Source organism: Mesorhizobium sp. M7A.F.Ca.US.005.03.1.1, assembly GCF_003997975.1.
GTDB classification, from domain to species: domain Bacteria; phylum Pseudomonadota; class Alphaproteobacteria; order Rhizobiales; family Rhizobiaceae; genus Mesorhizobium; species Mesorhizobium ciceri.
Window position 1 is genome coordinate 1 of sequence record NZ_RZRO01000097.1, and the last position, 24731, is coordinate 24731.

Below are 24731 nucleotides of genomic sequence, written 5' to 3' on the forward strand. Positions count from 1 at the left end.
GCAAAAAAAACCCCGCCACAAGGGCGGGTTTTTGATCTGTGAAAGCTCGTTTGGCTTAAGTTCTTACTTAACGCAAGTCGTTATCCCAAAACCGCTTGGCACTTTTGGGCGACATGCAATTAGATGCCGAAACCTTCGAAACGCTTCTTGAACTTCGACAGGCGGCCGCCGCGGTCGAGCAGGGTCTGCTGGCCGCCGGTCCAAGCCGGGTGGGTGGTCGGGTCGATATCGAGGTTCATCGTATCGCCTTCCTTGCCCCAGGTCGAACGGGTCGTGTATTCGGTGCCGTCGGTCATGACGACCTTGATGGTGTGGTAATCGGGATGGATGTCGGTCTTCATGGTTCGGTTCCTGGCTTGCCGGCGCTGCCGACGGGCATAAGCCTGCGTCGATGCGCCCCTTTTTAAAACTCGAAGCCGCAGCTATTGAGGAGCCACGGCTTCTAAAACGGTCGGCGAGCCTATACATCAGCCGGAATTGAATCACAAGGCCGCGGCAAGCGCATATTGAGGCGCAGACCCCAAGGACGGCTGGAGGAAACATCGGGATGGCGCAAATCACCAGCGCAGACGAGCGCCGGCGTTCGCTCAAGCCGCTCAGGCGCCTGTTCCCCTACATCACGCACTACCGCACGCTGGTCGTCGGCGCCATTATCTCGCTGGTCATCGCGGCGGCAACCACGCTGGCGCTGCCGCTGGCGGTGCGACGCATGATCGATCATGGCTTCTCGTCGTCCAGCACGACCTTCATTGCCGAATATTTCGCAGCGCTGGTGGCTATGGCCGCCCTGCTGGCGGCAGCATCGGCCGGCCGCTACTATTTCGTCATCACGCTGGGCGAGCGCGTCGTCGCCGATATCAGGCGCGATGTGTTTGCCCATGTGACGACGCTGTCGCCTGCCTTCTTCGACACCGCCCAGTCGGGCGAGATCGTGTCGCGGCTTGCCGCCGACACGACGCAGGTCAAGTCGGCGGTCGGAGCGACGGCCTCGGTGGCGCTGCGCAATGTCATCCTCGGCCTTGGCGCGGTGGGGATGATGGTCATCACCAGCCCGAAACTGTCCGGCCTGGTCATCGCGGCAATACCCGTGATCGTGCTGCCGCTGGTCGCCTTCGGCCGTTCGGTGCGGCGCAAATCACGTCAGGCGCAGGATACGCTGGCCGATGCCACCGCCTATGCCAGCGAGCAGATCGGCGCGGTGCGCACGCTGCAGGCCTTCACCAATGAGAAGCTGGTCACCGGGCATTTCTCGGCTGCGGTGGAAGCTGCTTTCGAGGCGGCACGCTCCTCGATCTTCGCGCGCTCCTTCTTAACCTTCTTCGCCATTTTCACCATCTTCTCGTCCGTCGTGGCGGTGCTGTGGTTCGGCTCGCGCGACGTGCTCGAAGGCTCGATATCGCCAGGCACGCTCGGCCAGTTCCTGCTCTATTCGGTGTTCGCCGCCGGCGCGCTGGGCGCGCTGTCGGAAGTGTGGGGCGAACTTGCGCAAGCGGCGGGTGCTGCCGAACGGCTGACCGAGATCCTGGCCGAGAAGCCGGCGATCCAGGCTCCCGCCGATCCGAAGCCGCTGCCGGCCGTCGCCAAGGGCGCGATCGTCTTCGACAATATCTCCTTCTCCTACCCGGCAAGGCCCGACCGCGCCGCCGTGCACGGCTTAAGCTTTCAGGTCATGCCGGGCGAGACGGTGGCGATCGTCGGGCCGTCAGGGGCCGGCAAGAGCACGGTGTTTTCGCTGATCCTGCGTTTTTACGATCCCGAAACAGGCAAGATCCTGATCGACGGCGTCGATGTGCGCGAGGCCGATCCCGTTTCGGTCCGCCAGCGCATCGCCATCGTGCCGCAGGACGTCACCATTTTCGCGGCAAGCGCGCGTGACAATATCGGTTTCGGCCGGCCGGGAGCCAGCAAGACCGAAATCGAGACGGCGGCGAAGGATGCACTTGCCGATGAATTCATCCTCAAGCTGGAAAAAGGCTATGACAGCCAAGTCGGCGAGCGCGGCGTGACGCTGTCAGGCGGTCAGCGCCAGCGGGTTGCGATCGCCCGTGCCATCTTGCGCGACGCGCCGATCCTGTTGCTCGACGAGGCCACCTCGGCACTCGACGCCGAAAGCGAAACGCTGGTGCAGACGGCATTGGAACGGCTGATGCAGGGCCGCACCACGATCGTCATCGCCCACCGCCTGGCAACGGTGCTGAAGGCCGACAGGATCCTGGTCATGGATGGGGGCTCGATCGTCGAGGAAGGCACGCATCAAAGCCTTGTCGCCAAGGGCGGCATCTATGCACGGCTGGCCAAGCTGCAGTTCGAAACCGGCGCCAGTGCTTTCAGGGGCGCGGCGGAATAGGCAGATCTGGCGCTGTGGCGACAGCCGCTATGCGGCTCCATAGCGCTGTTTCAGATGGTTCACGAAATAGGTGGCGTTGAGCTTTTCGCCTGTGGCGCGTTCGAGCAGGTCCGGCGTCGACCAGCGTGACCCCTGTGACCAGATTTTTTGGCGGCGCCAGTCGTTGATCGCCTCGAAATTGCCTTTGGCGAGATCCTCGTCGGCGGCAGGATGCTCCCGCGTCAGCGCCGCCCATTGCTGTGCTGCCATCATCGCGCCCAGCGTGTAGGAGGGGAAGTAGCCGAAAGCTGCCCCGGGCCAATGCACGTCCTGCATTGGCCCGTCGGCTGGGTTGTCGATGGTGGAAAGGCCGAGGTAGTCGCGCATCTTGGCGTCCCAGGCTTCGGGCAGATCGGCCACCTCCAGCCGGCCCGAGACGAGTTCCTGTTCCAGTTCGTAGCGCAGGATGACATGCAGGGGATAGGTCACCTCGTCGGCATCGACCCGGATCAGGCCGCGTCCGACGCGATGCACGTGCGGCAGGATGTCGTCGAGCGACCAGGCTTCGCCGAGATGCTTTTCAACCACTGGCAGCGCCCAGCGCCAGAAGGCCGGGTTGCGGCCTAGCTGCTTCTCGACGAACAGGCTCTGGCTTTCATGCACGGCCATGCCGCGCGCTTTGCCGAGCGGCCAGTGCGACCATGCCTTGGGCAGGTTCTGTTCGTAGAGCGCATGGCCGGTCTCGTGCAGCACGCCCATCAGCGCCGACAGGAAGTCGGACGTCTTGTAGCGGGTGGTGATACGCACGTCGCTCGGCACGCCGCCGCAGAAAGGGTGGTGCGACACCGACAGCGACCCATGCGTCAGGTCGAAGCCGACTGCCGTCATCATGGCAAGGCCGAGCTCGCGCTGCCGATCGATCGCATAGGTGCCCGAAAGCGGCTTCAGCGGGCGCTTGCGCTGCCGTGCGTCCTGGATCGCCAGCGCCTCCGGCACGAAACTTTTCAGAAAAGCCTTCAGGTCGCTGAACACAGGCGTGATGTCGGCGGTGCGGTTGCCGGGGTCGTACTGCTCCATCAGCGCGTCATAGGGGGCCAGGCCGAGCACATCGGCACGCAGCGCCGCCTCCTCGCGCACCAGCGCCACGACGCCTTCCAGCGCCGGCTGGAAGCCTGCCCAGTCGTTCTTGGCGCGCAGGCCGCGCCACAGCTGCTCGCAACGCATGCGCGCGGTCGTCTGGCGTTCGACGAATTCGACCGGCAGGCAGGTCAGGTTGGTGTATTGCCGCCGCAGTTCCGAGACGGCGGCGCGCTGCTCCTCCCCCAGCGCTTCCTGTTCGGCCGCGGCGATCCAGTCTGCTATCTCGGGCGCCGTTGCCCTGGTGTGATACATGCCGGCCAGTGCCGACATCGCCTCGGCACGCTTCTCGCCGCCGCCGACGGCCATGTGCGTGGCCTCATCGGCACCGAGGATGGCCAGCGCATGCTCGAGCGCTTCGAGCTTGTGACCGAGGTCGTCGAGTTTCTGAAAGGACATGGCGACTTCCGTGATTGGGACGGCGCGAAAAGACACCAACGCAAAAGCGTTGGCAACCCTCGGATGCCGTCCGGCAAATGCACCTTGCGCAGGCGAGGCCGCGCATGAAATGCTGCCGGCAACACATCAAGGGGGAAAAAATGATCGGCAACATCCTGGTCGGGCTGGTGGCCTTGATCCATGCCTACATCGTCTATCTGGAGATGGTGCTGTGGGACACGCCGCGCGGGCACAAGGCTTTCAACCTGACCCCGGAATTCGCCAGTGCCTCGAAAGTGCTCGCGGCCAATCAGGGACTTTATAACGGGTTCCTCGCCGCCGGGTTGATCTGGGGGCTATACCTTGGTGCGGCCGGGTTCCAGGTCAAGGTCTTCTTTCTGGCTTGCGTGGCCATTGCCGGCCTCTATGGCGCGGCAACGGTCGGGCGCAAGATCCTGTTCATCCAGACCGTGCCGGCGGTGATCGCCCTGATCGCGGTATTGCTCGGCTGGTAAAAAGGACGCCCGCGGGATCGCTCTCGAAGGCGCCAGGCGGTTCCTTCCTCTTGGACCGTTTCGGGCGCTATGGCCTCAGCCGTTCGGGTAATTGCCGCCGTCGGCGCCGTCGCCGATCATGAAGCCGCTGCCGGTGTCGATCATCAGCCGCTGGTCGACATTGTCGAGACGGCGCAGCAGATCATGGTATTGCGCGGCCGGTATCCTGCCGTGATCGGAGGCGGCGACTTTCTCTGCCGCCTGACTGATGTGGGCCGTGCGCATTTCCAGGCGTTCCGCCACAGCCGGGGTGATGTTGTTGGCCTGTCTTGCGTCCACGATGCCCTGCCGGACGCCCTGCACCTGTTGGATAAGCGCCTCGACACGCGGGCCAGTCATATCGGTTGGATCGGTCGCGTCGAGAGCGCCCTTGTGATGGCCCGCGGCATAGGCGCCGGCAAGCGGAACGGCGATGAGGAGCGCCGTGAGTGTTGCAGTTCTAAGCGAGGTCTTGGGAGTGAAAGAGCGCATCACGCGTCTCCTCTTGTAGAGGGAGGCGGCGGTTGTCCGCCTGCCTTCCAGCCTTGGGCCGTCCGGTTCCGTCGCGTCGCGATGAGGGGGGATTCATCGCCGGCGGTTCTCGGCCCGGGCGGCAGGCTAGGACCGCCCTGCGACAATGTGTAATTAAAAAAAGATAATCTTTTCAGGCCTTGCCCGCCTCCATCTGCGCCCTAGGGTTGAACCGGCGAACAAGTTCGCGTGATTTTCGATCAACGTTCGGTGAGCTTCAGTTCAATACGGCGGTTCTTGTTGCGCGCCTCTTCGGTGTCGGCGGGATCGAGCGGCTGGAACTCACCGAAGCCTGCCGCGACCAGGCGGTTGGCCGGCACGCCGTTCTCGATCAGAAATTTCACCACCGAGGTCGAACGCGCCGTCGACAGTTCCCAATTGTCGCGGTAGCGGCCGGTGCCGGAGAGCGGCTTGTTGTCGGTATGGCCGTCGACGCGCAGCACCCAGTTGATCTCGGGCGGGATTTCCTTCTGCAACTCGATGATGGCGTCGGCGAGTTTCTTCATCTCGACCTTGCCGGCATCGTTGATCACCTCGGAGCCCGTTGGGAACAGCACTTCCGACTGGAAGACGAAGCGGTCGCCGACGATGCGGATGTTCTCGCGGTCGGCGAGGATTTCGCGCAAACGGCCGAAGAAGTCGGAGCGGTAGCGGTTCAACTCCTGCACGCGCTGCGCCAGCGCGACGTTGAGGCGGCGGCCGAGATCGGCGATCTTGGTGTTGGAATCGCGGTCGCGGATTTCGGAGACGTTGAGCGCATCCTCGAGCGCGCCGATCTGCTTGCGCAGCGCCGCGATCTGCTGGTTGAGTATCTCGACCTGGCTCAGCGCCTGCTGGCTGATCTGGCGCTGGCTGTCGAGTTCGCCGCCGAGCGCCGCTGCACGCTGATTGGCGGCGTCGCCGGCACCGGCACCTTGCGCCAGCAATCGCTCGAGCCGGCTCTTTTCCGCTTGCGCGGCCGACAGCGACGCCTGCAGATTGGCCAGGGAATCATCCTTGTCCTGCGCCGTCGAGCGCTCCAGCGCCAGCAGTTGGGTCAGTTCGTTGATCTGCGAGTTGAGGCGCGAGAGCGCCGTATCCTTGCCGGAGATTTCGCGTCCCAGCAGGAACTGCGCCAGCACGAAGACCGTGAGCAGAAACATGATCGCCAAAAGCAGCGTCGACAGCGCGTCGACGAAGCCCGGCCAGTAGTCGATGCGGCGATCGGTGCGCCGGCCCCTGGCGAGCGCCACTTCAGTGCACTCCGGGCTTCTTCAGGGCATCGGCGATCTTTTCCAGCGTGTTGCGCATCGCCTTCTGCTCGTCGGACTGGGCCTCGACCCAGTCGCGCATGATCTGCTGTTCCGAGCGCATATTCTTGACCAGGCCGGAAATGCCGTCGGCGAGATTGGCCATGGCGGTGGCGACGCGCGGGTTGGAGCCGCCGCCATTCTCCTGCATCGAGCGCAGCCGTTCCGACAGCACCCGGATCTCGTCGGAGGATTCGGTTTTGGCCGGGTCGGCGACGACGATGTCCGACGACAGGTCGGTGACCGAGGAAAGCCAGTTTTCCAGTTCGGTGTAGAAGCGCGTCTGGGCGCGGCCGGCCTGCAGGTCGAGGAAGCCGAGCACCAGCGAGCCGGAGAGGCCGAACAGCGAGGACGAGAAGGCGGTGCCCATGCCGGCCAGCGGCGCCGAAAGCCCCTGCTTCAGGGAATCGAGCACCGCGGCGGCGTCACCGGTGCCGGGATCGAGCGATTCGATGGTTTCGCGGATCGAGCCGATGGTGTTCAACAGTCCCCAGAAGGTGCCGAGCAGGCCGAGGAACACCAGCAGGCCGACGAGATAGCGCGAGGTGTCGCGGCTTTCGTCGAGGCGCGTGGCGATGGAATCGAGCATGGTGCGCATCGAACTGGTCGAGAAGGCCATCGCCGAGGAACGGCCGATCATCGCCTTCATCGGCGCCAGCAGCACCGGTTCGGTCGTCTCCGAGCCGGCACGGAAGGAGTTGACCCAGCGCACTTCGCGAAACAGTCGCCCAACCTGGGCGAAGGCCAAAAGGATGCCGACCACCAGCACGCCGACGATCAGGCCATTGAGGCCGGGATTGCTGCCAAAGGCGGTTGAGATCTGTCGGGTGAGGATGGCGGCGATGAAGGCGACGATGACCAGGAAGATCACCATGGTCAGCAGAAAGACCTGCGGGCTCGATAATTTATGCGGGTCGTAGATCAGGACATCAGAACGTCTGCCCATGCCGAAGGATCTGAGAAAAGCCATCCGTGCCCCGTTTCCGATGCCGCCGCCGATCACGTAAACCGCGACTCTAAACGGAATTGTGACCAAATTGAATGGCGCTTGGCAATATTGCCGCGTCGATAGTGTCAGAGGCGATTGATGACCAGACAGTCGACCATGGCGGCCAGATGCAGGCTGGCGCCGGTGACGACGAAACCGTGCCACAGCGCATTGTGGAAGCGCAGCCCCTTCCAGGCGAAGAAGATGACGCCGCAGGAGTAGACGATGCCGCCGGCAACGATCAGCGCTATCGATGTCGTCGGTAGCGTCTGGACAAGCGGCTTGACCAGGATGATGCCGCTCCAGCCAATGGCGAGATAGAAGCCGATCGCCAGCCGGTCGAAACGGCCGGGAAAGAACACCTTGACGGCAATGCCCAGCGCTGCCGCGGTCCAGACCAGCACGATCATCCAGCGCGCCAGCGGCGAGCCTTCGAGCTGCGCCAGGAAAGGCGTATAGGTCGCGGCGATCAGCAGATAGATCGCGGCGTGGTCGAAACGCCGCAACACCCATTTTGCCGGCGACGAGACCGGCCACAGATTGTAGGTCATCGACACCGAGAGCACGGTGAGCAGCGAAACCACGTAGAAGGCGGCGGCGATGTATTCGCCGGGTCCGACACGAAACGCCGCCAGCGCCAGCAGCGCGGAACCGGCCGATATCGCCAGCACGATGCCGACCGCGTGGACGATACCGTCAGCGATCATCTCGGCACGCGAATAGTGCCAGCGTCCGATGAACGGGATATCGGGGTAGGGTTCGTTGTCTCTCACTAAGCCGGGTTCCTGCGCCGCGCCCTCCAATCTGGGCGCTCGCCGGGCAGTATTTCAAGCTTCCGTTGCGGTTTTGCGACTGCGGCGCATCAGCGCGGCGGTTTGTCGGCGCGGCTTGCCTGTCAACGAGAGGAGAGCGGCTTCTTCACGACCTTGAGCAAAGCGCGCTGGATGATCTCGTTGCCGGCGACGACCGAACCGTTGTCGAGCATGTCCTGGCCGCCATCCATGTCGGAGACGAAGCCGCCCGCCTCGCGGATCAAAAGCAGCCCGGCGGCGATATCCCAGGCAGACAGGCCGGTTTCCCAGAAGCCATCCATGCGGCCGGCAGCGACATAGGCGAGATCGAGCGAGGCGGAGCCGAGGCGGCGGACGCCGGAAACCTCGGCCATGACGTTGCGCAGCTCGACGAGGAAATTGCCGTGGTGGCCGCGGCCGAGATGCGGCATGCCGCAGCCGATGACCGTGTCGACCAGCTTGATGCGGCCGGCGACGCGCAAGCGGCGGTCGTTCATGAAGGCGCCGCCGCCGCGTTCGCAGGTGTAGAGTTCGTCCATCGCCGGATTGTAGATGACGCCGGCGACGATCTGGCCCTGGCGCTCCAGCGCGATCGAAACGGCAAAGAGCGGAATGCCGTGCAGGAAATTGGTGGTGCCGTCGAGCGGGTCGACGATCCAGCGATGCTGGCCGTCGTCGCCTTCGACCACGCCGCGCTCCTCCATCAGGAAGGAATAGCCGGGCCGTGCCTTGGACAGTTCGGCGAAAACGATGTCCTCGGCCTTGCGGTCGGCCTGGCTGACATAGTCGCCGGGGCCCTTCATCGAGACTTGCAGGTTCTGCACTTCGCCGAAGTCGCGCGACAGCGAGCGGCCGGCCTTCATTGCGGCCTGGACCATGACGTTGAGAAGGGCTGAGCGTGCCATAGTGCTTTTTCCCGGTGCTGCGCTTTAAATTCTGCCTCGATGCATGTCGGTGACCCGGAACCGGGCCACTTTTGGGCGACATGCGTCAGTCGGCGCGGCGCACGTAAGTGATTTCGTTGGTGTCGACGATGATGCGTTCGCCGGCGCCGATGAAGGGCGGCACCAGGACGCGGATGCCGTTCTCCAGGATCGCCGGCTTGTAGGACGATGCCGCCGTCTGGCCCTTCACCACCGGGTCGGCCTCGGTGATGGTCAGCGTCACATAGTCGGGCAGCGAAATGCCGATCGGTCGCTCTTCGTAGAGCTGGACCGTTACCATCATGCCGTCCTGCAGGAAGGCGGCGCGATCGCCGACGAAGTCCTTGTTCAATTCGAGCTGCTCGTAGCTCTGGGTGTCCATGAACACCAGGGCGTCTTCCTGCGCGTAGAGGAAGGAAAAATCCTTCAGGTCGAGCCGGATCTGTTCGACCGTCTCGGCCGAGCGGAAGCGCTCGTTGAGCTTGGTGCCGTTGATGAGGTTCTTCAGTTCGACCTGATTGTAGGCGCCGCCCTTGCCAGGCTTGACGGTGTTGGTCCTGACCGCCACCCAAAGGCCGCCATCATGCTCGATGACATAGCCGGGACGGATTTCGTTGCCATTGATCTTGGCCATGATGAGATGATCCGGAATGATGCCTACGGCCACGCCGTCGGTATGGGATGTTCGCTGGGAAAGCGATTTCGGGCTCCCAAGACCACAAATCGCCAGAAGAGGCAAGGGAGCGGGCAGGTTGCGACCAGGCAAGGGAGCCGGGGTTGCACTTGCAATGACCGTGAGAACCGCCGTCAAGGCAGTCGGTTGGCCTTCTGCAGCGCCTGCTTGGTTTGGTCGTCGTCCAGCCCCTGCAGGAAGTCGTCCATCTGCGGATCGATGAGGCCGGCGCGGCGGGCAATGATGTACCAGGCACCGGCAAGGACCAGGTCCGGATCGGTGCCGATGCCTTGCATATAGAGCTTGGCCAGGCGGTTCTGGGCGGCAACATTGCCGCCCTCCGCCGCCTGCTTCATCCAGCCGAAGGCGGATTTCAGGTCGCGCGCGCCGCCGCGGCCTTCGATCATCCAGGCGGCGAGATCGATTTGCGCGGTGTCGTAGTTCTGCCTTGCGGCCTGCGTCAGCAGGCGCCTTGCCTGGGCATCGTCGCGTGGCTTGCCGCCGACACCGTTGGCGTAGATCTGCGACATTGCATATTGCGCGTCCGCGAGGCCGGTCGCAGCGGCGCGTTCATAGTAGGAGACCGCCTTGGCCATACCGGCGTCGCCGGGGTCCTGCTGGACCAGCATCTGCGCGAAATTGAATTGCGCCAGCCGGTTGCCGGCTTCGGCTGCGGCCTGCATCAGGGCGTAGGCCTCTTTTCCATCCTTTTTGACATAGCGGCCGTCGAGCAGCATCAGCGCATACTGGAACTGCGATTCCGGCACACCCTGTTCGGCGGCCAAGGCGTACCATTTCGCCGCCTGCGCCGAATTGACCGGTACACCGAGACCTCGCGACAGGATCTCGGCCACCAGGGTCTGCGCCGCCGGGTCGCCGTTTTGCGCCCGGACCAATGCCAGATTGTAAGCTGTCTTGTAGAGGCCGCGCTGGAAGGCGCCATAGGCCGCGTCGGCGGGTTTTGCGCCGAAGCGGTCGGGATTGACGGCGTCGGCCGACGGCAGCGGCGCAGGCTCGGCCGTGGTGGCGGGCTGCGGCAACGGCTTGTCGATCGGCTTATCGGTGTGGACGCCGATTTCCGGCTTGGGCTGCGGCAAGGGGATGGTCTCCGCGGCCGCCGCCTGGACCATCAGCACCGCAAGCAGAGCCTGGAGGGGAAGCGTCGCCGATGACATTTCAGTCCTCGAAACGCGGCGCAGTCTCGTCGAGCAGCGCGTTGGCGGTGGCGACCGCTGTCCTGGGGTCGGTGCCGTCGGCGAACACGGCGCTCGACAGCGCCACGAATTCAGCGCCGGTGGCGCCCACGGCTTCGACCGAGGCGATGTCGGATCCGGCCATGACGATGCAAGGGATCTGGATCATGTCCGCCCACCATGCGCCGAGCGACAGGTTGCGCGGGTGCGGTTCGGGCTTGTTGTCGTAGCCGAAGCGGCCAAAGAAAATGTAGTCTGGCCGCGTCTCGCCAAGCTCGAGCGCGTCGTCACGCGTCTTGGCGCCTCCGGTGCCGACCATCATCTTTGCCTGGAAATGCTCGATCGTCTCGGCGAGTTCGGCCTTGGAGACTTCGACATGGATGCCGTCGGCCTGGACGCGGCCGGCTATGCGGGTGTCGCCGGCGATGATGACAGCAACGCCGGCGGCTTGCGCTGCCGGCACGATCCGTTCGGCGAAAGCCTGGAACGAGGCTTCATCCATGCCGTTCTCGGGCAGGATCAGCGAAGCGACATCGCCACCATCGAATGCCGTGACAATACGGGCCGCCGGCACGCCGGGCGGCACGATCAGCACGATGCGACAGCGATTGGGGGGCGTTGCTTCATTCATGGTTCTTCGGGTCCCGCGTTTCGCCTATGCCGGGCGAAGATGGTTGGATTGCGGCATAGAGCAAAGTGCCCGCCTTGAACAGGCGGGCAGCCGGGATCGCGATGTTTGATCCGCCGGGCAGCCGGCGGGCCGCTTCACTTGATCGGGTGCGGGCTCGCGACGGGCGGTTTGCCCTTCCACAGCGTCCAGCCGAGATTCATGCCGGCGGCGGCGATCAGGATGGCGGTAGCGCCGACGACCTGGCTCAGATGCAGCCGATGGCCGAAGGCGACGACGTCGACCAGGATGGCGACGACGGGATAGATGAACGACAGCGATCCCTGCAGATGCGTCGGCAGCTTCTGGATGGCGCCGTACATCAGTATGTACATCAGGCCGGTGTGGACGATGCCGAGCGTCGCCAGCATGGTCCAGCTCCAGGCATCGGCTGGAAGCCGGGATAGATTGGCGAACGGCGCCAGCATGACGACGCCGACGCAGACCTGGATCAGCGCAATCAGATGCGGTGGCGTGCCCTTGAGCTTCTTGGTGACGATGGCGGCGACGGCCCAGAAGAAGGCCGCGCCCAATGCCATGACGATGCCGGTGAAATAATCCGTGCCGGCCATGCCGGCATTGGGGCCGGCATCGGGAGCCGACTGCACGATCAGCACCATGCCGGCGAAGGCGATGGTCAGCCAGGTCAGCTTGGTCAGGCTCAGCCGCTCGGCGAAGAAGAGCGCGCCGAAGCCGACCAGCATGAAGGGCTGCGTGTTGTAGACGGCGGTGGCGATCGAGATCGACGCGCGCGAGAAAGCGCTGAACAGCAAAAGCCAGTTGACGACGATGGCGACGCCGCCGAGCGCGGCGATGCCGATGATGCGCAGCGACAGCCTGTTGCGCAGCAACCCCAGCCCGGCGCAGATGATGAGCAGCGTCAGCGCGCCGAAAGCGCAACGCCAAAACACCACATCCATGATCGGCTGGCCGGACAGGACGACGAACCATCCGATCGTTCCCAGGATGGCCATTGCGGCGGACATTTCGACCGTGCCGCGTACTGTCTCGTTCACAACAAACCTCCGTATCGGTTGAGCCGCCATAATCTCATGCGGTCGCGAAGCTTTCCATCAGATTGGAAAGGGCGTATGGCCTATTGGCCTAATTATATTAGGAGAAAGCTCCAAGCTGTCGGGAAAAGGAAAAAGATGCTGGACGATCTCGATCGAAATCTCCTTGAAATCCTGGTCAAGGATGCGCGGACCTCGCTGAAGGATCTGGCCGCCCAGGTCGGGCTGTCGTCGCCAAGCGTTTCGGAGCGGCTGCGACGACTCGAGGAGCGCGGCGTCATCCGGGCGTTCACCGTCGAGATCGATCCGCTGGCGCTCGGCTATACCTTGCAGGCGATCGTGCGCATCCGGCCTCTGCCGGGCAAGCTGCACATCGTTCAGAAGCTGATCGAGGACATCCCCGAATTCGGCGAATGCGACAAGGTAACGGGCGATGACTGCTTCGTCGCCCGGCTGTTCGTACGCTCGATCGGCGATCTCGACGGGATTCTCGACCGTATCGCCGACAAGGCGGAGACAAGCACCGCCATCATCAAGGCGCAGCCGATCCGGCGGCGGCCGCCACCGCTCGACGCGGCTGCTTCTCGGGATAGGGCAAAGGTCTTGCATGCCTCCTGATCGAGCCGGGTGGAAAGCCGATGGCCGCTTGGTTAGTGTGCCGACCAAATGAGACCGAGACTGTCATGGCGCAGAACATATACGACCGTGAGGATTTCTTCGCAGGCTACAGCCAACTCGGCCGTTCGGTCGAAGGGCTGGAGGGTGCCGCCGAGTGGCCGGCAACGCGCGCGATGCTGCCCGATGTCGGCGGCTTGAGGGTCGTCGATCTCGGCTGCGGCTTCGGCTGGTTCTGCCGCTGGGCACGCGAGCATGGGGCGGCGCAGGTGCTTGGCCTGGACCTGTCGGAGAAGATGCTTGCCCGAGCAAGGGCCGCCGGCCCGGATGCAGGGATAAGCTATGAGACGGCCGATCTCGATCGGCTCAGCCTGCCGGAAGCCAGCTTCGATCTCGTCTACAGTTCGCTCGCCTTGCACTATGTCGAGGATGTGTCGCGTCTGTTCGGGACCGTGTATCGGGCCCTGGCGCCTGGCGGGCATTTCGTCTTTTCGACGGAACATCCGATCTTCATGGCGCCGACCAAACCCGGCTGGGTGATCGATAGCGAAGGCCGCAAGACGTGGCCTGTCGATCAGTATCTGGTGGAAGGACCGCGCAGCACGGACTGGCTGGCCAAGGGCGTGGTGAAACATCACCGCACGATCGGCACCACGCTCAACGCTCTCCTGCAGGCCGGCTTCACCATCGCGCATGTCGAGGAGTTCCGTCCGACATCAGAGCAGATCGCGGCCAAACCCGAACTGGCGGAAGAGCTCGAGCGGCCGATGTTCCTGCTGGTCTCGGCGCGTCGGTAGGCACAGGCCTGCGTCGGCCCGCATGTGCGGCCGCCACGCTCATATTTGCTGTCGCTCCGCCCGACATTCTGGGCTATTCAAGCGTCGACACGCTTTCCCTCCGGACCAGTCCCCTCCCATGTCAGGCCTGCTTCTCGATCCGTGGTTCTATGCGGCCGCCATTCCGGCGGTCATTCTGGTCGGCCTGTCGAAGGGCGGCTTTGGCGGCGCCGTCGGTTTCGTCGGCGTGCCGCTGATGGCGCTGACCATGCCGCCGGTGCAGGCGGCGGCCATCCTGCTGCCGATCCTGTGCCTGATGGACATCGTCTCGGTGTGGACGTGGTGGGGCGTTTACGACCGCAAGATGCTGGTCGACATGATGCCGGGCGCCGTCATCGGCATCGGCCTTGGCTGGCTGACGGCGGCACTGGTGACCGAAGAGGCGGTGCGGCTGATCGTTGGCGCCGTCGCCATCATCTTCGTCCTGCGCTGGCTCTATCTGCAGTTCCGCCACGGCGCCGATCACGCGGCCGCGCCCAACCGCGTGGCCGCCGCCATCTGGGGCACGGTCGCCGGCTTCACCAGCTTCGTTGCCCATGTCGGCGGTCCGCCCTTCCAGGTCTATGCCTTGCCCATCCGTCTCGATCCGAAAGTTCTGTCGGGCACCGCAGCGATCTTCTTTGCCGCCACCAACGCGCTGAAGCTGGTGCCCTATTTCGCGCTCGGCCAGTTCGACACCGCCAATCTGACGGCATCGGCGGTGCTGATGCCGCTGGCGCCGCTGTCGACCATCGCCGGAGCGTGGCTGGTGCGCCGCATGCGGCCGGAAACCTTCTATCCCTTCACCTACGCAACCGTCGCGGTCGTGGCGCTGAAGCTGCTGTGGGATGGCATTGTCGGCCTGATGTAGAAAGGCCGCCGCGCAGCCGCCCCGTCATTAGGGGTCAGGCGGCGCTTGGCACCAGACGACGGTTGCCGCCAAAAGCCAGTGTCGCGCCGAACATAACGACCAGCACCATGCCGGCAAGGATGCCGATGTCATGCACGGTCGGTTTGAGCACCATGTCCGCAATGATCACCAGCATCACCGCATAGTCGAAACGTGCCGCGCTCATCATGCGCTGGCCGATGGCAAGAACCTCTGGCGTGACGCCCTCCTTGGCGATCATTGCGCCCATGCGCTCCCCGGTCGGCTTGAAGATGAACATGCCGATCGAAAAGGTCGTGGCGTATCCCGCCAGGCCGATGAGTACCCACAAATCGGAGAAGCCGACCCAGAACCAGCACATGATGAGGCCGAAGATCAGCGTCAGCATCGACATCGGCGCAAAGAACCTGCCGCCCAGCTGACCGCTGGCGCGCATTGCCTGCAGCTTTTCCTCGATGTTGCCCGCGCGCTCGGCAAGCATGCCCAGCAGGAACAGTACGAAGCCACCGCCGACCCACAGAATGGCGGTAGTGACGTGGAGGAATTTGACGATCGAGTACCAGTCCATGGGTTGCTCCTGCAGTGTCCGGTCAGGTTTGCGGCGGCGCCGATTTGCGCCGGCCGTCATAGGAGCGGGCGTTTAGCGTGGCGCCTGTTTCGGAACGATGTCGCGAAAAATCCGGCTCTGTTTCAGCTTACGGCCAACGCGCGAGGTCGCAGATTGTGAACGCATTATCTGATTTTCTGCTAATGTACGAATCGTCGGGAGGGGGTTGGCGCGACATCGTCTGGATACGCTGCCGATATCAGTGCGCCAATGCCGGGAGCCCGGTGGCGACAACAATCGCCTGACGATCAACCCATTCCCGCAAGCGGGAAAAGGCAATTCGGGGGACCATTATGCAAGGGATAGCACGGAATTTCTTCACGCTGGCCATCATCTATTCGCTGTGCGGCATGGCGCTCGGCCTGTACATGGCGATCAGCCAGGATCACGGCCAGATGCCGACCCACGCCCACACGATGGTGGCCGGATGGCTGATGTCGGCGGTCTTCGCCTTCTTCTACCATTTGTTTCCGGCAATCGGGCAGAAGACGCTCGCCACAGTTCATTTCTGGCTGACGGCGGTCAGCGGCATCGGCCTGCTGATCGGCCTCTATTTCCTGCTTGCCGGCAATGCCGCGATCGAACCGCTGGTGGCGGCCTCCTCGATGGGCTTCTACGCAGCCATGCTGCTGTTCGCCTTCATCGCCTTGCCGGCGGTCTGGAAGACCGCTTGAGCCGAGCCTAAGGGAAGGTGAGGCTGTGCCGGCGGTCTGGAAGACCGCTTGACCGAGCCTGACGCAGGAGGTGCTGTGCTGTTACGGCACAGTATGGCGGCGTTCGGTCAAAAAACATCCGCACCGTTAAGGCTTCATTAAGCTTTACAGGTGTTTACTATGTTCATCCAGTGATCTGGATTCTTACCGAGTGGTTGGAGCCACTTTGTTTGACGCCTCCCTGTTAAACTCCTGAGAGCCGCCTTATCCGCGGCTCTTTTTTTGTCTCGATTTCTCTTTTTTTGTCCGCACCCCAGGGGGGCCGCCCGACAGGGGTGCCGTTAACCTTCTGTTAAACATGTGCTTGCCTTCACCGGTGACGAAGCGCATTTTCAAGCTTCAGTCAGATAGGGTTCCGGGTGTATCGGCAGGGAGCCGAATCGGCCGGTTGCAAGTGCAGGGGCGTATCAATGAACGAGCCTTCGAAGGGCAGTGCGAAAACCGTCAAGCTGGCGGAACGCCGGGTTTTCTCGCAATCCTTCAAGCCGCTTTACCAGGAAGGCATGGGTCTGGTCGAACAGGCCGCCGAATATCTCGACGGCAAGGGCCGGGCCGAGGCGAAGAAGCTGTCGCGGCTGGCCGCCACGCTCTACGCGGCCGAATCGATGCGGCTGACCACCAGGCTGATGCAGGTTGCCTCCTGGCTGCTTTTGCAGCGCGCCGCCAATTCCGGCGAGATGACCCGTGACCAGGTGGCATCGGAAAAGTCCAAGGTGCGCCTCGACACCGCTTCCGCCCATGACGAAGCCGCCGGTTGGGCCGAACTGCCCGAGGATTTCCTCGACCTCGTCACCCGCTCGCTGCGCCTGCAAGCGTTGGTGCGCCGCATGGACGACGAGATCTATGGCTCCGGCGCCATGGTCGACATGCAACCGATGGCTCGCCGCCCCAACCCGGTTTCCGACCAGATCAGCCTGCTCAACACGGCTTTCGCTCGGGGTTAGACCGCGGTCCGCCTTCTGTTTCCGGTTTGTTCACATTTCGCTGGCATCGCTGTCCGCCGGAGGTAAACTCGGCAAATGGCGGAAGCGATTCGCATCATCGGTATCGATCCCGGGCTTCGGCGCACCGGCTGGGGCATCGTCGAAAGCCTCGGCAATTCGCTGCGCTTCATTGCTTCCGGCACTGTGAAATCAGACGATAAGGCCGCGCTGGCAACGCGGCTATGCCAGCTGCATGACGGGCTTGCCGAAGTCCTGCATGCCGCCATGCCGCACGAAGCGGCGGTCGAACAGACCTTCGTCAACAAGGACGCGGTGGCAACGCTGAAGCTCGGTCAGGCACGCGGCATCGCCATGCTGGTGCCGGCGCGTGCCGGCCTCGTCGTTGCCGAATATGCGCCTAACGCAGTCAAGAAAGCGGTGATCGGCGTCGGGCATGGCGACAAGAAGCAGATCCACATGATGGTGAAGGTGCTGTTGCCGAAAGCCGTCTTCGATACCGAACATGCCGCCGACGCGCTTGCCATCGCCATTTGCCACGCGCATCACCGGCAAAGCGTGGCTTACCGGATGGCGCTCGCTGGTTAGCGATGTTCTTGACTTGTTCGTCGGGTTGGAATAATCCTTACTTGTAAGAAAGGGGTGTTTCATGCGTGTGACGAGCAAAGGTCAAGTGACAATCCCACGGGATCTGCGGGAGACATTTGGGATTGGCGCCAACAGCGAAGTCATCTTCGGCATCGAGGGCGGCAAGATCACGATCACGCCGAAGCATGACAAGGGGCGGTTGGCCGACCGCGAAAGACTCGATCGTTTTCTTGCTGCGCTCGATCGGCTTGAGGGCAGCGGCGATCAGACAATGAATGCCGATGCCGTCATGGCTTTGACCCGGGATCGCTAATCTTGGCGACGCTTGTCGACACCAACGTGCTTGTCGATATCGCCGTTCGCGATCCCGTCTGGTCAAAGTGGTCGTGGTCCAAAATGGTGTCTGCCCTCGAGCAAGGCAGCCTGGTCATCAATCAGATTATCTACGCCGAGTTTTCGATGCGCTATGAGGCGATAGACGATGTCGATGATGCCTTGCCTGAAGACGAGTTCCGGCGCGAAAGTCTCCCGTTCGAGGCGGCCTTTGCTGCGTCGAGAGCGTTCTCGGTCTATCGGCGGTTGGGCGGACCTCGAGAGAAGGTGATGCCCGACTTCTTGATTGGGGCTCACGCTGCCATCCGAGGCTATCCCATTCTTACTCGCGATCCCGCAGGTTTCAGAAAGTACTTTCCAGATGTCGAGCTCATCACGCCCGATACTCATCCCTAACGGGGATTGCGTCCAATGATCGGCAAGCTCAAGGGCACGCTGGACGAGGTCGACGAGGATCATTGCCTCGTCGATATCCATGGCGTCGGCTACGTCGCCTATTGTTCAGCGCGCACGCTGGCGGCGCTGCCTTCGCCCGGCGAAGCGGTGGTGCTGTTCATCGAGACCTATGTCCGCGAGGACATGCTGCGGCTCTACGGCTTCCAGTCAGTGCTGGAACGCGAGTGGTTCCGGCTGCTGATGAACAATGTTCCCGGCGTCGGCGCCAAGGTGGCGCTGGCCATCCTGTCGACGCTGGCGCCGGCCGACCTCGCCAATGCGATTGCGCTGCGCGACATCGCCATGGTTTCTCGCGCACCCGGCGTCGGCAAGAAGGTGGCCGAGCGCATCGTCACCGAACTGAAGAACAAGGCGCCGGCCTATGCCGGAACCGCTTCGGGCACCATCGGCCTGAAACAGGAGCTCGGCGACGGCGTGGCATCCGCGCCGATCACCGACGCGGTCTCGGCGCTGGTCAATCTCGGCTATTCGCGCGACACGGCCGCCAATGCGGTGGCGGCGGCGCTGAAGACGGCGGGCGAGGATGCCGATGCGCCGAAGCTGATTCGCTTCGGGCTGAAGGAACTTGCGCGGTGAGCCGCCGCTTGTTCAGCCCCTTGCCGTGTGCAAGGAAGGCGGCATGAGCCTGTCGCCCCGCTTGATTGCACCGGAAAAACGCGGCGAGGATGCCGAGCAGACCTTGCGGCCGCAGACGCTCGACGATTTCGTCGGCCAGGCGGCGGCGCGGGCGAATCTCAAAGTGTTCATCGAGGCCGCCAAGAGCCGCAGCGAGGCGCTCGACCATGTGCTGTTCGTCGGGCCGCCTGGTCTCGGCAAGACGACGCTGGCGCAGATCATGGCGCGCGAGCTCGGCGTCAATTTCCGCTCGACCTCGGGTCCGGTCATCGCCAAGGCCGGCGATCTTGCCGCGCTGCTGACCAATCTCGAGGAAGGCGACGTGCTGTTCATCGACGAGATCCATCGGCTGAGCCCGGCGGTGGAGGAGATCCTTTATCCGGCGATGGAGGATTTTCAGCTCGACCTGATCATCGGCGAAGGCCCGGCGGCGCGCTCGGTCAAGATCGACCTCGCCCGCTTCACCCTCGTCGCCGCCACCACGCGGCTTGGCCTGCTGACCAATCCGCTGCGCGACCGTTTCGGCATTCCGGTACGGCTCAATTTCTACACGGTCGAGGAGCTGGAGCAGATCGTGCGGCGTGGCGCGCGTATCCTGCAAATGCCGCTCGGCAACGACGGCGCGCTGGAGATCGCGCGGCGCGCGCGGGGCACGCCACGCATCGCCGGCCGGTTGTTGCGCCGTGTGCGCGATTTCGCCTCGGTGGCCGGCGATGGCCATGTCGACCGCAAGATCGCCGACGAAGCGTTGACCCGGCTGGAAGTCGATGCGCTCGGCCTCGACTCGCTCGACCGCCGGTACCTCAGCATGATCGCGCGCAATTTCGGCGGCGGGCCGGTCGGCATCGAGACGATCGCCGCAGGCCTGTCCGAACCGCGCGATGCCATCGAGGACATCATCGAGCCTTATCTGATCCAGCAGGGTTTCATCCAGCGCACGCCGCGCGGCCGCATGCTGACGGCCAATGCCTGGCGCCATCTCGGCCTCGACGCGCCGAAGGATCTGGCGCAGCAGCAGATCAACCTGTTCCAGGAAGAATAGCGGCCGGGCGATCAGGCGCAGGTTCCGGGCCGACGAAGGATCTGTGAGCGGCCTGCGCAAAATATCCTCGGCTTCGCCGGTTTGCCGGCGCATTCGTCGGCTCTGGTGGCGGTGCCATCCCGGGGCAATCTCGCTCCGATGGTTTGCCGGAGCCATGCAATGATCACCAGACGCGGATTCCTGCGCTTCATCGGCGGGTCGGTTCTGTCGGTTGCCGCGTTCAGCGCCTATGCGGCCGGCATAGAGCCGATGCTGCTGACGCATGTGAAACGCTATGCGCTAACGCCGCCGCATTGGCCTGATGGCCTGAAGCTGCGCATCGTCGCGCTTGCCGATATCCATGCCTGCCGGCCATGGATGACGCCGGAGCGGATCGCCTCACTTGTCGAAGACGCGAATGCCCTGCAGCCGGACGTGATCGTCCTGCTCGGCGATTATATCGCCGGCATGCCCTTGGTGACCGGCCCGGTGACGCCGTCGCAATGGGCCTCCGCCCTCTCGGACCTCAAGGCACCGCTCGGCGTGCTCTCGATTCTCGGCAACCATGACTGGTGGGCAGATGGCTTCGCGCAGCGCGCCGGGGCCGGCCCGACCGTAGCGCGCAAGGCCCTGGAGAAAGTCGGCATTCCGGTGCTGGAGAACGATGTCGTGCGCCTGGAAAAGGATGGGCATGGTGTCTGGATTGCCGGGCTTGCCGACCAGCTGGCACTGCTGCCGACCAGCGACCGCGCCGGCTTCACGGGGCTGGACGATCTCGACGGCACGCTGGCCAAGGTCAGCGACACCTCGCCCATCATCCTGCTTGCGCACGAGCCGGATATTTTTCCGAAAGTGCCGTGGCGCGTCTCGCTGACCCTGTCCGGCCACACCCATGGCGGACAAATTCGGCTGTTCGGCTATTCGCCGGTCGTGCCATCGCGTTTCGGCAACCGCTACGCCTATGGCCACGTCGTCGAGAAGGATCGCAATCTGATCGTCTCCGGCGGGCTCGGTTTCAGCATATTGCCGGTGCGTTTCGGGATGCGGCCGGAAATCCTGTCGATCGACCTTGGCTAATCCAGATCGCCTCAGTGAAGCGATTTGATCGCGTCCATCACGTCCGGCTCGGCCTTGTCGCCGTTGAAGGCATCGACGATGCCGAAGGCGCCGCCATAGCTCCACACCGACCATGAGAAGCCGTGTGCTTCGGCACGCGCGATCATGTCCCTGACATAGGCGGCCCGATACCCGGCGGGCATCACATAGGAATTGCCGTATTCCTGGCGGATCATGCCGAACTCGCCCAGCGTGATATTTCCAGGCTTGACGCCGTTGGCCCTCGCCCACGCCTCGACCTTTTCGAACGGCGCATCCATCAAGCCGAGCAGTCTGTCGGGGCTGTCCATGCTGGCGACCTGTTCGTCAAGATAGGCAAGCAGGCCGCTTTGCCGCGTCCATGGCGCCTCGGCCTTGATCCTGGCGCGGATGGTGTCGAGCGTCACGTCGAGCTGTGCCTTGGGCACCGCGGTCAACGGATAGGGCAGGCCAGTCACATAGGGGATGAAGTCTCCGGCCCAGGTTGCGCCCTGATGGGTGAGCAGAAACGGATCGTAGGAATGGAAGGTCCAGATGACGTTGTCGTCCGGAATCGTCTTCGGGTCGATCTTTTCCAACGAACTCGCGGCGGAATAGCAGGCGCCGGTCAGCACCAGGGTCAGTTTCGTCGCCGAGGATCGCGCCGCCGCGAACAGTTTGCGCTGGCGGTCCGGCCACAGGCTGGTGCCATCGCTGTCGCAGTCGACGATCGGTTCGTTCATGGGCTCGAAGGCGACCTGGGCGGGATCTTCGCTGGCCAGCGTGCGGGCCATCTTGCGGACCATCTCGACATAGGCGTCGAAGGTCCGTGGGTCGCCCATCACTTCAGCCATTCCGATCTTGCGGCTGCCGCCGGCCGGGATCAGGTGCATGTCGACGATCACCTTGAGTCCGGCGCGGTTGATCATGCGCACCGAGTCCAGCACGCTGGCATAGAGATCGTCACGCAAGGCCACGGTCTGGTCGGACAGAAAGGGCGATGGATCGACCGGCATGCGCAGGAAATCGAAGCCGGCATCCTTCAACGCCTTGAGGTCGTCCTCCCCAAGGAATTTCCGCCACTCCGGATAGGGCAGGATGGCCTTGGCGTCGCCCCACTGGTCCTCGCCGGGCCAGGTGACCCACTGGTCGAGATTGAGGCCGCGCTTCATCGAGAATTTCGCGGTCTGGCCAGGCAGCGCCAAAGCCACCAACACGAACAGCGTCGCCGTCAAACTCTTGATCATCGCCGTCAACAGTGCCATCCGATGCTGTGTCACGCGGGAAACAGGTGCCTCGTCGGGGCTGAAAAAGGAAGCGCAATGGGCGATCATGGTGAATCGGCGACGCTGCTGGCCGGGCTTTCCGGTGCGCTGACGGCGTTCGGCCACCGGCTGATGGCGCGAGTCTATTATGCCGACACCGATTTCTCCGGCGTCGTCTATCATGCGCGCTATCTCGAATTCTTCGAACGCGGCCGCTCCGACTATCTCAGGCTGACCGGCGTGCACCACACAGAGCTTGCCGACGGCAAGCATGGCGAAAGAATAGTCTGGGTGGTGCGCCGCATAGAGATCGACTTTCGCGGCCCGGCCCGGATCGACGACATCCTGACCGTCGACACCCGCACCGAGGAGATTTCCGGCGCGCGCATCTTCATGGCGCAACAGCTCAAGCGCGGCGACGAGGTGCTGGTCGAGGCCAAGGTCGAGGCGGCGATCATCGGCGAGAATGGCCGCCCAAGGCGCTTTCCCAAGGAATGGGTGGCGGCATTCATGCCACGGGTGGGATGATATTCAGGTGATGCCGGCCTGCAAACGGTGATTCCCTGCGCTTCCGGTGCTCGGGTACTTCAGGTACCCTCCGCTCCGGTTCTCGGAAACCACCGCTTTCGGCTCGGCCTGACCTGAATCTCAACCCATCCCGACTTCGCGCTTGGATGATGGCGTTACAACTGTGCGGGCGTGGCAATGCGCCGCGCCTTATATACTAACCCATCCTTAACCATAACGGTTCATGAAGAGATTGGTGAAGATTGGCGTTATCGAACGCCTTCCTTTCACCAATATTTGCCCTGAAAAGGCCGACAACGGCACAGTTTGGGGTTGTTCCGGTAGCTTCGTGCGAACCGACCACAAGGGATGCCAGGGGCCAGCCGCCAGCTTCGCCCGGAAAATCTTAAGGACGTAACGATGGAAAATATCGCACTCGCCGATCCGGGCGCGCAATTGTCGGTTTGGTCGCTGTTCGTTTCGGCCAGCTGGGTGGTCAAGCTGGTCATGATCGGCCTGCTCTGCGCCTCGGTCTGGACCTGGGCGATCATCGTCGACAAGCTGGTTTCCTATGCCCGCATGCGGCTGGCGCTCAACCGGTTCGAGCAGGTGTTCTGGTCGGGGCAGTCGCTGGAGGAGCTTTACCGCACGCTCGCCGATCGCAAGACCACCGGCATGGGCGCCATTTTCGTGGCGGCCATGCGCGAGTGGAAGAAGAGTTTCGAGAAGGGCGCCAAGTCGCCGCTCGGCCTGCAAACCCGCATCGACAAGGCGATGGACCTGGCGCTGACCCGCGAGATGGAAAAGCTGGAAGGGCGCCTCGGCTTCCTTGCCACCACGGGCTCGGCGGCACCCTTCATCGGCCTGTTCGGCACCGTCATCGGCATCATGACGTCGTTCCAGGCGATCGCCGGCTCCAAGAATACCAGTCTCGCGGTGGTTGCGCCGGGCATCGCCGAAGCGCTGCTGGCGACGGCCATTGGCCTGCTCGCCGCCATTCCCGCCGTCATCGCCTACAACAAGCTGTCGTCCGACGCGAGCAAGATAGCCGTGCGCATGGAAGGATTCTCCGACGAGTTCTCCGCCATACTCTCGCGCCAAATCGATGAAAAAGTGGCCCCCAAGGCCTGAGGAGTAGCAGATGGGTATGTCCATGGGCATGGGAGGACGCGGCGGGCGCGGCCACAGGCGGCGCGGCCGTCACCATGCACTGATGTCCGAGATCAACGTCACGCCGATGGTCGACGTGATGCTGGTGCTGCTGATCATCTTCATGGTCGCGGCACCAATGCTGACGGTCGGCGTGCCGATCGACCTGCCGGATACGCAGGCTAAGGCGATGAATGCCGACACGCAGCCGATCACCGTCTCGATCAACGCCGCCGGCCAGATTTATCTGCAGGAAACCGAAATCCCGATCGAGGAGCTGGTAGCCAAGCTGCAGGCAATTTCCAAGACCGGCTATGAGGAGCGCATCTTCATCCGCGGCGACAAGTCCACCGACTATGGTACGGCGATGAAGGTGATGGCCCGTATTTCGGCCGCTGGCTACAAGAACATCGGCCTGGTTTCACTGCAGGAACAGGACCAGTAGACGCGCGATGAAGACCGGCCTCACCACATCGGTCATCTTGCATACGGCGGCGCTGACCTTCGGCCTGTTCACGCTGACGGCGCCGGCGGCACTTCCGTCGTCCGACGTCGAGTCGGTCGCGGTCGATATCGTGCCGATGGAAGCCATTGCGCAGACGTTGCAGGGCGACAAGAAGGCCGTGATGCATGAAAAGCCGGCGCCTGTGCCGACGCAGCGCCCGGACATCGTTCCGGATGCGCAGAAGGTCGGCGAGAAC

General features: G+C 63.4%; 29 protein-coding genes and 1 pseudogene. 17 read left to right on the plus strand and 13 right to left on the minus strand.

What is annotated here, in order from left to right:
* Positions 1–119: 119 nt before the first annotated feature.
* Positions 120–341: a 50S ribosomal protein L31 gene (gene rpmE / locus EN990_RS28455; RefSeq protein WP_013529118.1), complete on the minus strand. Its 222-nt coding sequence runs from the start codon at positions 339–341 to the stop codon at positions 120–122.
* Between the two features lie 206 nt (positions 342–547).
* On the opposite strand from rpmE, the gene EN990_RS28460 reads away from it, so the two are divergent.
* Complete coding sequence (locus tag EN990_RS28460) at positions 548–2347, plus strand: ABC transporter transmembrane domain-containing protein (protein ID WP_027162537.1); 1800 nt, start codon at positions 548–550, stop codon at positions 2345–2347.
* A 27-nt stretch (positions 2348–2374) separates the two neighbouring features.
* Here EN990_RS28460 and EN990_RS28465 read toward each other — a convergent pair whose 3' ends face one another.
* Positions 2375–3862 carry a carboxypeptidase M32 gene (locus EN990_RS28465; protein ID WP_013529120.1) on the minus strand — a complete coding sequence of 496 codons (1488 nt, stop codon included), beginning with the start codon at positions 3860–3862 and terminating at the stop codon, positions 2375–2377.
* A 140-nt stretch (positions 3863–4002) separates the two neighbouring features.
* Between EN990_RS28465 and EN990_RS28470 the strand changes: the two genes are divergently transcribed.
* Entirely contained in the window at positions 4003–4356 is a 354-nt protein-coding gene (locus EN990_RS28470; RefSeq protein WP_063169204.1) for a DUF1304 domain-containing protein, read from the plus strand.
* Between the two features lie 75 nt (positions 4357–4431).
* Here the strand turns inward: EN990_RS28470 and EN990_RS28475 are convergent, their stop codons facing one another.
* The 9 genes from EN990_RS28475 to EN990_RS28515 all read right to left on the minus strand — a co-directional run bounded on the left by EN990_RS28475 (position 4432) and on the right by EN990_RS28515 (position 12445).
* Entirely contained in the window at positions 4432–4866 is a 435-nt protein-coding gene (locus tag EN990_RS28475) for a hypothetical protein (protein ID WP_027162534.1), read from the minus strand.
* A 239-nt stretch (positions 4867–5105) separates the two neighbouring features.
* On the minus strand, positions 5106–6137 hold the full coding sequence (locus EN990_RS28480; RefSeq protein WP_013529123.1) for a peptidoglycan -binding protein: 1032 nt from the start codon (positions 6135–6137) through the stop codon (positions 5106–5108).
* A 1-nt stretch (position 6138) separates the two neighbouring features.
* Positions 6139–7164, minus strand: a complete 1026-nt coding sequence (locus EN990_RS28485) for a MotA/TolQ/ExbB proton channel family protein (protein ID WP_013529124.1) — start codon at positions 7162–7164, stop codon at positions 6139–6141.
* Between the two features lie 104 nt (positions 7165–7268).
* On the minus strand, positions 7269–7955 hold the full coding sequence (locus EN990_RS28490; RefSeq protein ID WP_063170358.1) for a hemolysin III family protein: 687 nt from the start codon (positions 7953–7955) through the stop codon (positions 7269–7271).
* Between the two features lie 122 nt (positions 7956–8077).
* Positions 8078–8878 (minus strand): inositol monophosphatase family protein, encoded by an 801-nt coding sequence (locus EN990_RS28495; protein ID WP_013529126.1) that lies wholly within the window; start codon positions 8876–8878, stop codon positions 8078–8080.
* Positions 8879–8963: 85 nt separating this feature from the next.
* Positions 8964–9530, minus strand: a complete 567-nt coding sequence (efp, locus tag EN990_RS28500) for an elongation factor P (protein WP_013529127.1) — start codon at positions 9528–9530, stop codon at positions 8964–8966.
* Positions 9531–9703: 173 nt separating this feature from the next.
* Entirely contained in the window at positions 9704–10744 is a 1041-nt protein-coding gene (locus tag EN990_RS28505; RefSeq protein WP_127366757.1) for a tetratricopeptide repeat protein, read from the minus strand.
* Between the two features lies 1 nt (position 10745).
* Positions 10746–11393: a thiamine phosphate synthase gene (locus EN990_RS28510; protein ID WP_127368440.1), complete on the minus strand. Its 648-nt coding sequence runs from the start codon at positions 11391–11393 to the stop codon at positions 10746–10748.
* A gap of 134 nt (positions 11394–11527) precedes the next feature.
* Entirely contained in the window at positions 11528–12445 is a 918-nt protein-coding gene (locus EN990_RS28515) for a DMT family transporter (RefSeq protein ID WP_027162529.1), read from the minus strand.
* A gap of 135 nt (positions 12446–12580) precedes the next feature.
* On the opposite strand from EN990_RS28515, the gene EN990_RS28520 reads away from it, so the two are divergent.
* The 3 genes from EN990_RS28520 to EN990_RS28530 all read left to right on the plus strand — a co-directional run bounded on the left by EN990_RS28520 (position 12581) and on the right by EN990_RS28530 (position 14743).
* A complete protein-coding gene (locus EN990_RS28520; protein WP_127368439.1) occupies positions 12581–13060 on the plus strand; it encodes an Lrp/AsnC family transcriptional regulator in 480 nt (159 codons plus the stop codon).
* Between the two features lie 65 nt (positions 13061–13125).
* The gene (locus tag EN990_RS28525; RefSeq protein ID WP_127368438.1) at positions 13126–13854 is read left to right on the plus strand and encodes a class I SAM-dependent methyltransferase; all 729 of its coding nucleotides are present in this window, start codon (positions 13126–13128) and stop codon (positions 13852–13854) included.
* Between the two features lie 118 nt (positions 13855–13972).
* A complete protein-coding gene (locus EN990_RS28530; protein ID WP_064995914.1) occupies positions 13973–14743 on the plus strand; it encodes a sulfite exporter TauE/SafE family protein in 771 nt (256 codons plus the stop codon).
* A gap of 34 nt (positions 14744–14777) precedes the next feature.
* Here the strand turns inward: EN990_RS28530 and EN990_RS28535 are convergent, their stop codons facing one another.
* Positions 14778–15329: a DUF2269 family protein gene (locus EN990_RS28535; protein ID WP_064995913.1), complete on the minus strand. Its 552-nt coding sequence runs from the start codon at positions 15327–15329 to the stop codon at positions 14778–14780.
* A 332-nt stretch (positions 15330–15661) separates the two neighbouring features.
* Between EN990_RS28535 and EN990_RS28540 the strand changes: the two genes are divergently transcribed.
* From EN990_RS28540 to EN990_RS28575, 8 genes are all read left to right on the plus strand, one after another.
* Positions 15662–16042, plus strand: coding sequence for a hypothetical protein (locus tag EN990_RS28540; RefSeq protein WP_013529135.1), 381 nt, complete (start codon positions 15662–15664; stop codon positions 16040–16042).
* A gap of 449 nt (positions 16043–16491) precedes the next feature.
* Positions 16492–17025, plus strand: coding sequence for a DUF1465 family protein (locus EN990_RS28545; protein WP_013529136.1), 534 nt, complete (start codon positions 16492–16494; stop codon positions 17023–17025).
* Between the two features lie 75 nt (positions 17026–17100).
* Positions 17101–17610 (plus strand): crossover junction endodeoxyribonuclease RuvC, encoded by a 510-nt coding sequence (gene ruvC / locus EN990_RS28550; RefSeq protein ID WP_013529137.1) that lies wholly within the window; start codon positions 17101–17103, stop codon positions 17608–17610.
* Between the two features lie 61 nt (positions 17611–17671).
* Positions 17672–17923, plus strand: coding sequence for an AbrB/MazE/SpoVT family DNA-binding domain-containing protein (locus EN990_RS28555; RefSeq protein ID WP_013529138.1), 252 nt, complete (start codon positions 17672–17674; stop codon positions 17921–17923).
* Between the two features lie 2 nt (positions 17924–17925).
* Positions 17926–18339 (plus strand): type II toxin-antitoxin system VapC family toxin, encoded by a 414-nt coding sequence (locus tag EN990_RS28560; protein ID WP_013529139.1) that lies wholly within the window; start codon positions 17926–17928, stop codon positions 18337–18339.
* Positions 18340–18354: 15 nt separating this feature from the next.
* Positions 18355–18975, plus strand: coding sequence for a Holliday junction branch migration protein RuvA (gene ruvA, locus EN990_RS28565; RefSeq protein WP_013529140.1), 621 nt, complete (start codon positions 18355–18357; stop codon positions 18973–18975).
* A 43-nt stretch (positions 18976–19018) separates the two neighbouring features.
* Positions 19019–20056 (plus strand): Holliday junction branch migration DNA helicase RuvB, encoded by a 1038-nt coding sequence (ruvB, locus tag EN990_RS28570; RefSeq protein ID WP_063170357.1) that lies wholly within the window; start codon positions 19019–19021, stop codon positions 20054–20056.
* A gap of 159 nt (positions 20057–20215) precedes the next feature.
* Entirely contained in the window at positions 20216–21112 is an 897-nt protein-coding gene (locus tag EN990_RS28575) for a metallophosphoesterase (protein ID WP_127388456.1), read from the plus strand.
* Positions 21113–21123: 11 nt separating this feature from the next.
* Here the strand turns inward: EN990_RS28575 and EN990_RS28580 are convergent, their stop codons facing one another.
* Positions 21124–22374: a cellulase family glycosylhydrolase gene (locus EN990_RS28580; RefSeq protein WP_127369596.1), complete on the minus strand. Its 1251-nt coding sequence runs from the start codon at positions 22372–22374 to the stop codon at positions 21124–21126.
* A gap of 57 nt (positions 22375–22431) precedes the next feature.
* Between EN990_RS28580 and ybgC the strand changes: the two genes are divergently transcribed.
* From ybgC to EN990_RS28600, 4 genes and pseudogenes are all read left to right on the plus strand, one after another.
* Positions 22432–22902, plus strand: a complete 471-nt coding sequence (gene ybgC / locus EN990_RS28585) for a tol-pal system-associated acyl-CoA thioesterase (RefSeq protein ID WP_127369597.1) — start codon at positions 22432–22434, stop codon at positions 22900–22902.
* 399 nt (positions 22903–23301) lie between these two features.
* Positions 23302–24012 carry a protein TolQ gene (gene tolQ / locus EN990_RS28590; protein ID WP_013529145.1) on the plus strand — a complete coding sequence of 237 codons (711 nt, stop codon included), beginning with the start codon at positions 23302–23304 and terminating at the stop codon, positions 24010–24012.
* 10 nt (positions 24013–24022) lie between these two features.
* Positions 24023–24475, plus strand: coding sequence for a protein TolR (tolR, locus tag EN990_RS28595; protein ID WP_023811855.1), 453 nt, complete (start codon positions 24023–24025; stop codon positions 24473–24475).
* A gap of 7 nt (positions 24476–24482) precedes the next feature.
* A pseudogene (locus tag EN990_RS28600) lies at positions 24483–24731 on the plus strand (hypothetical protein); the annotation flags it as partial.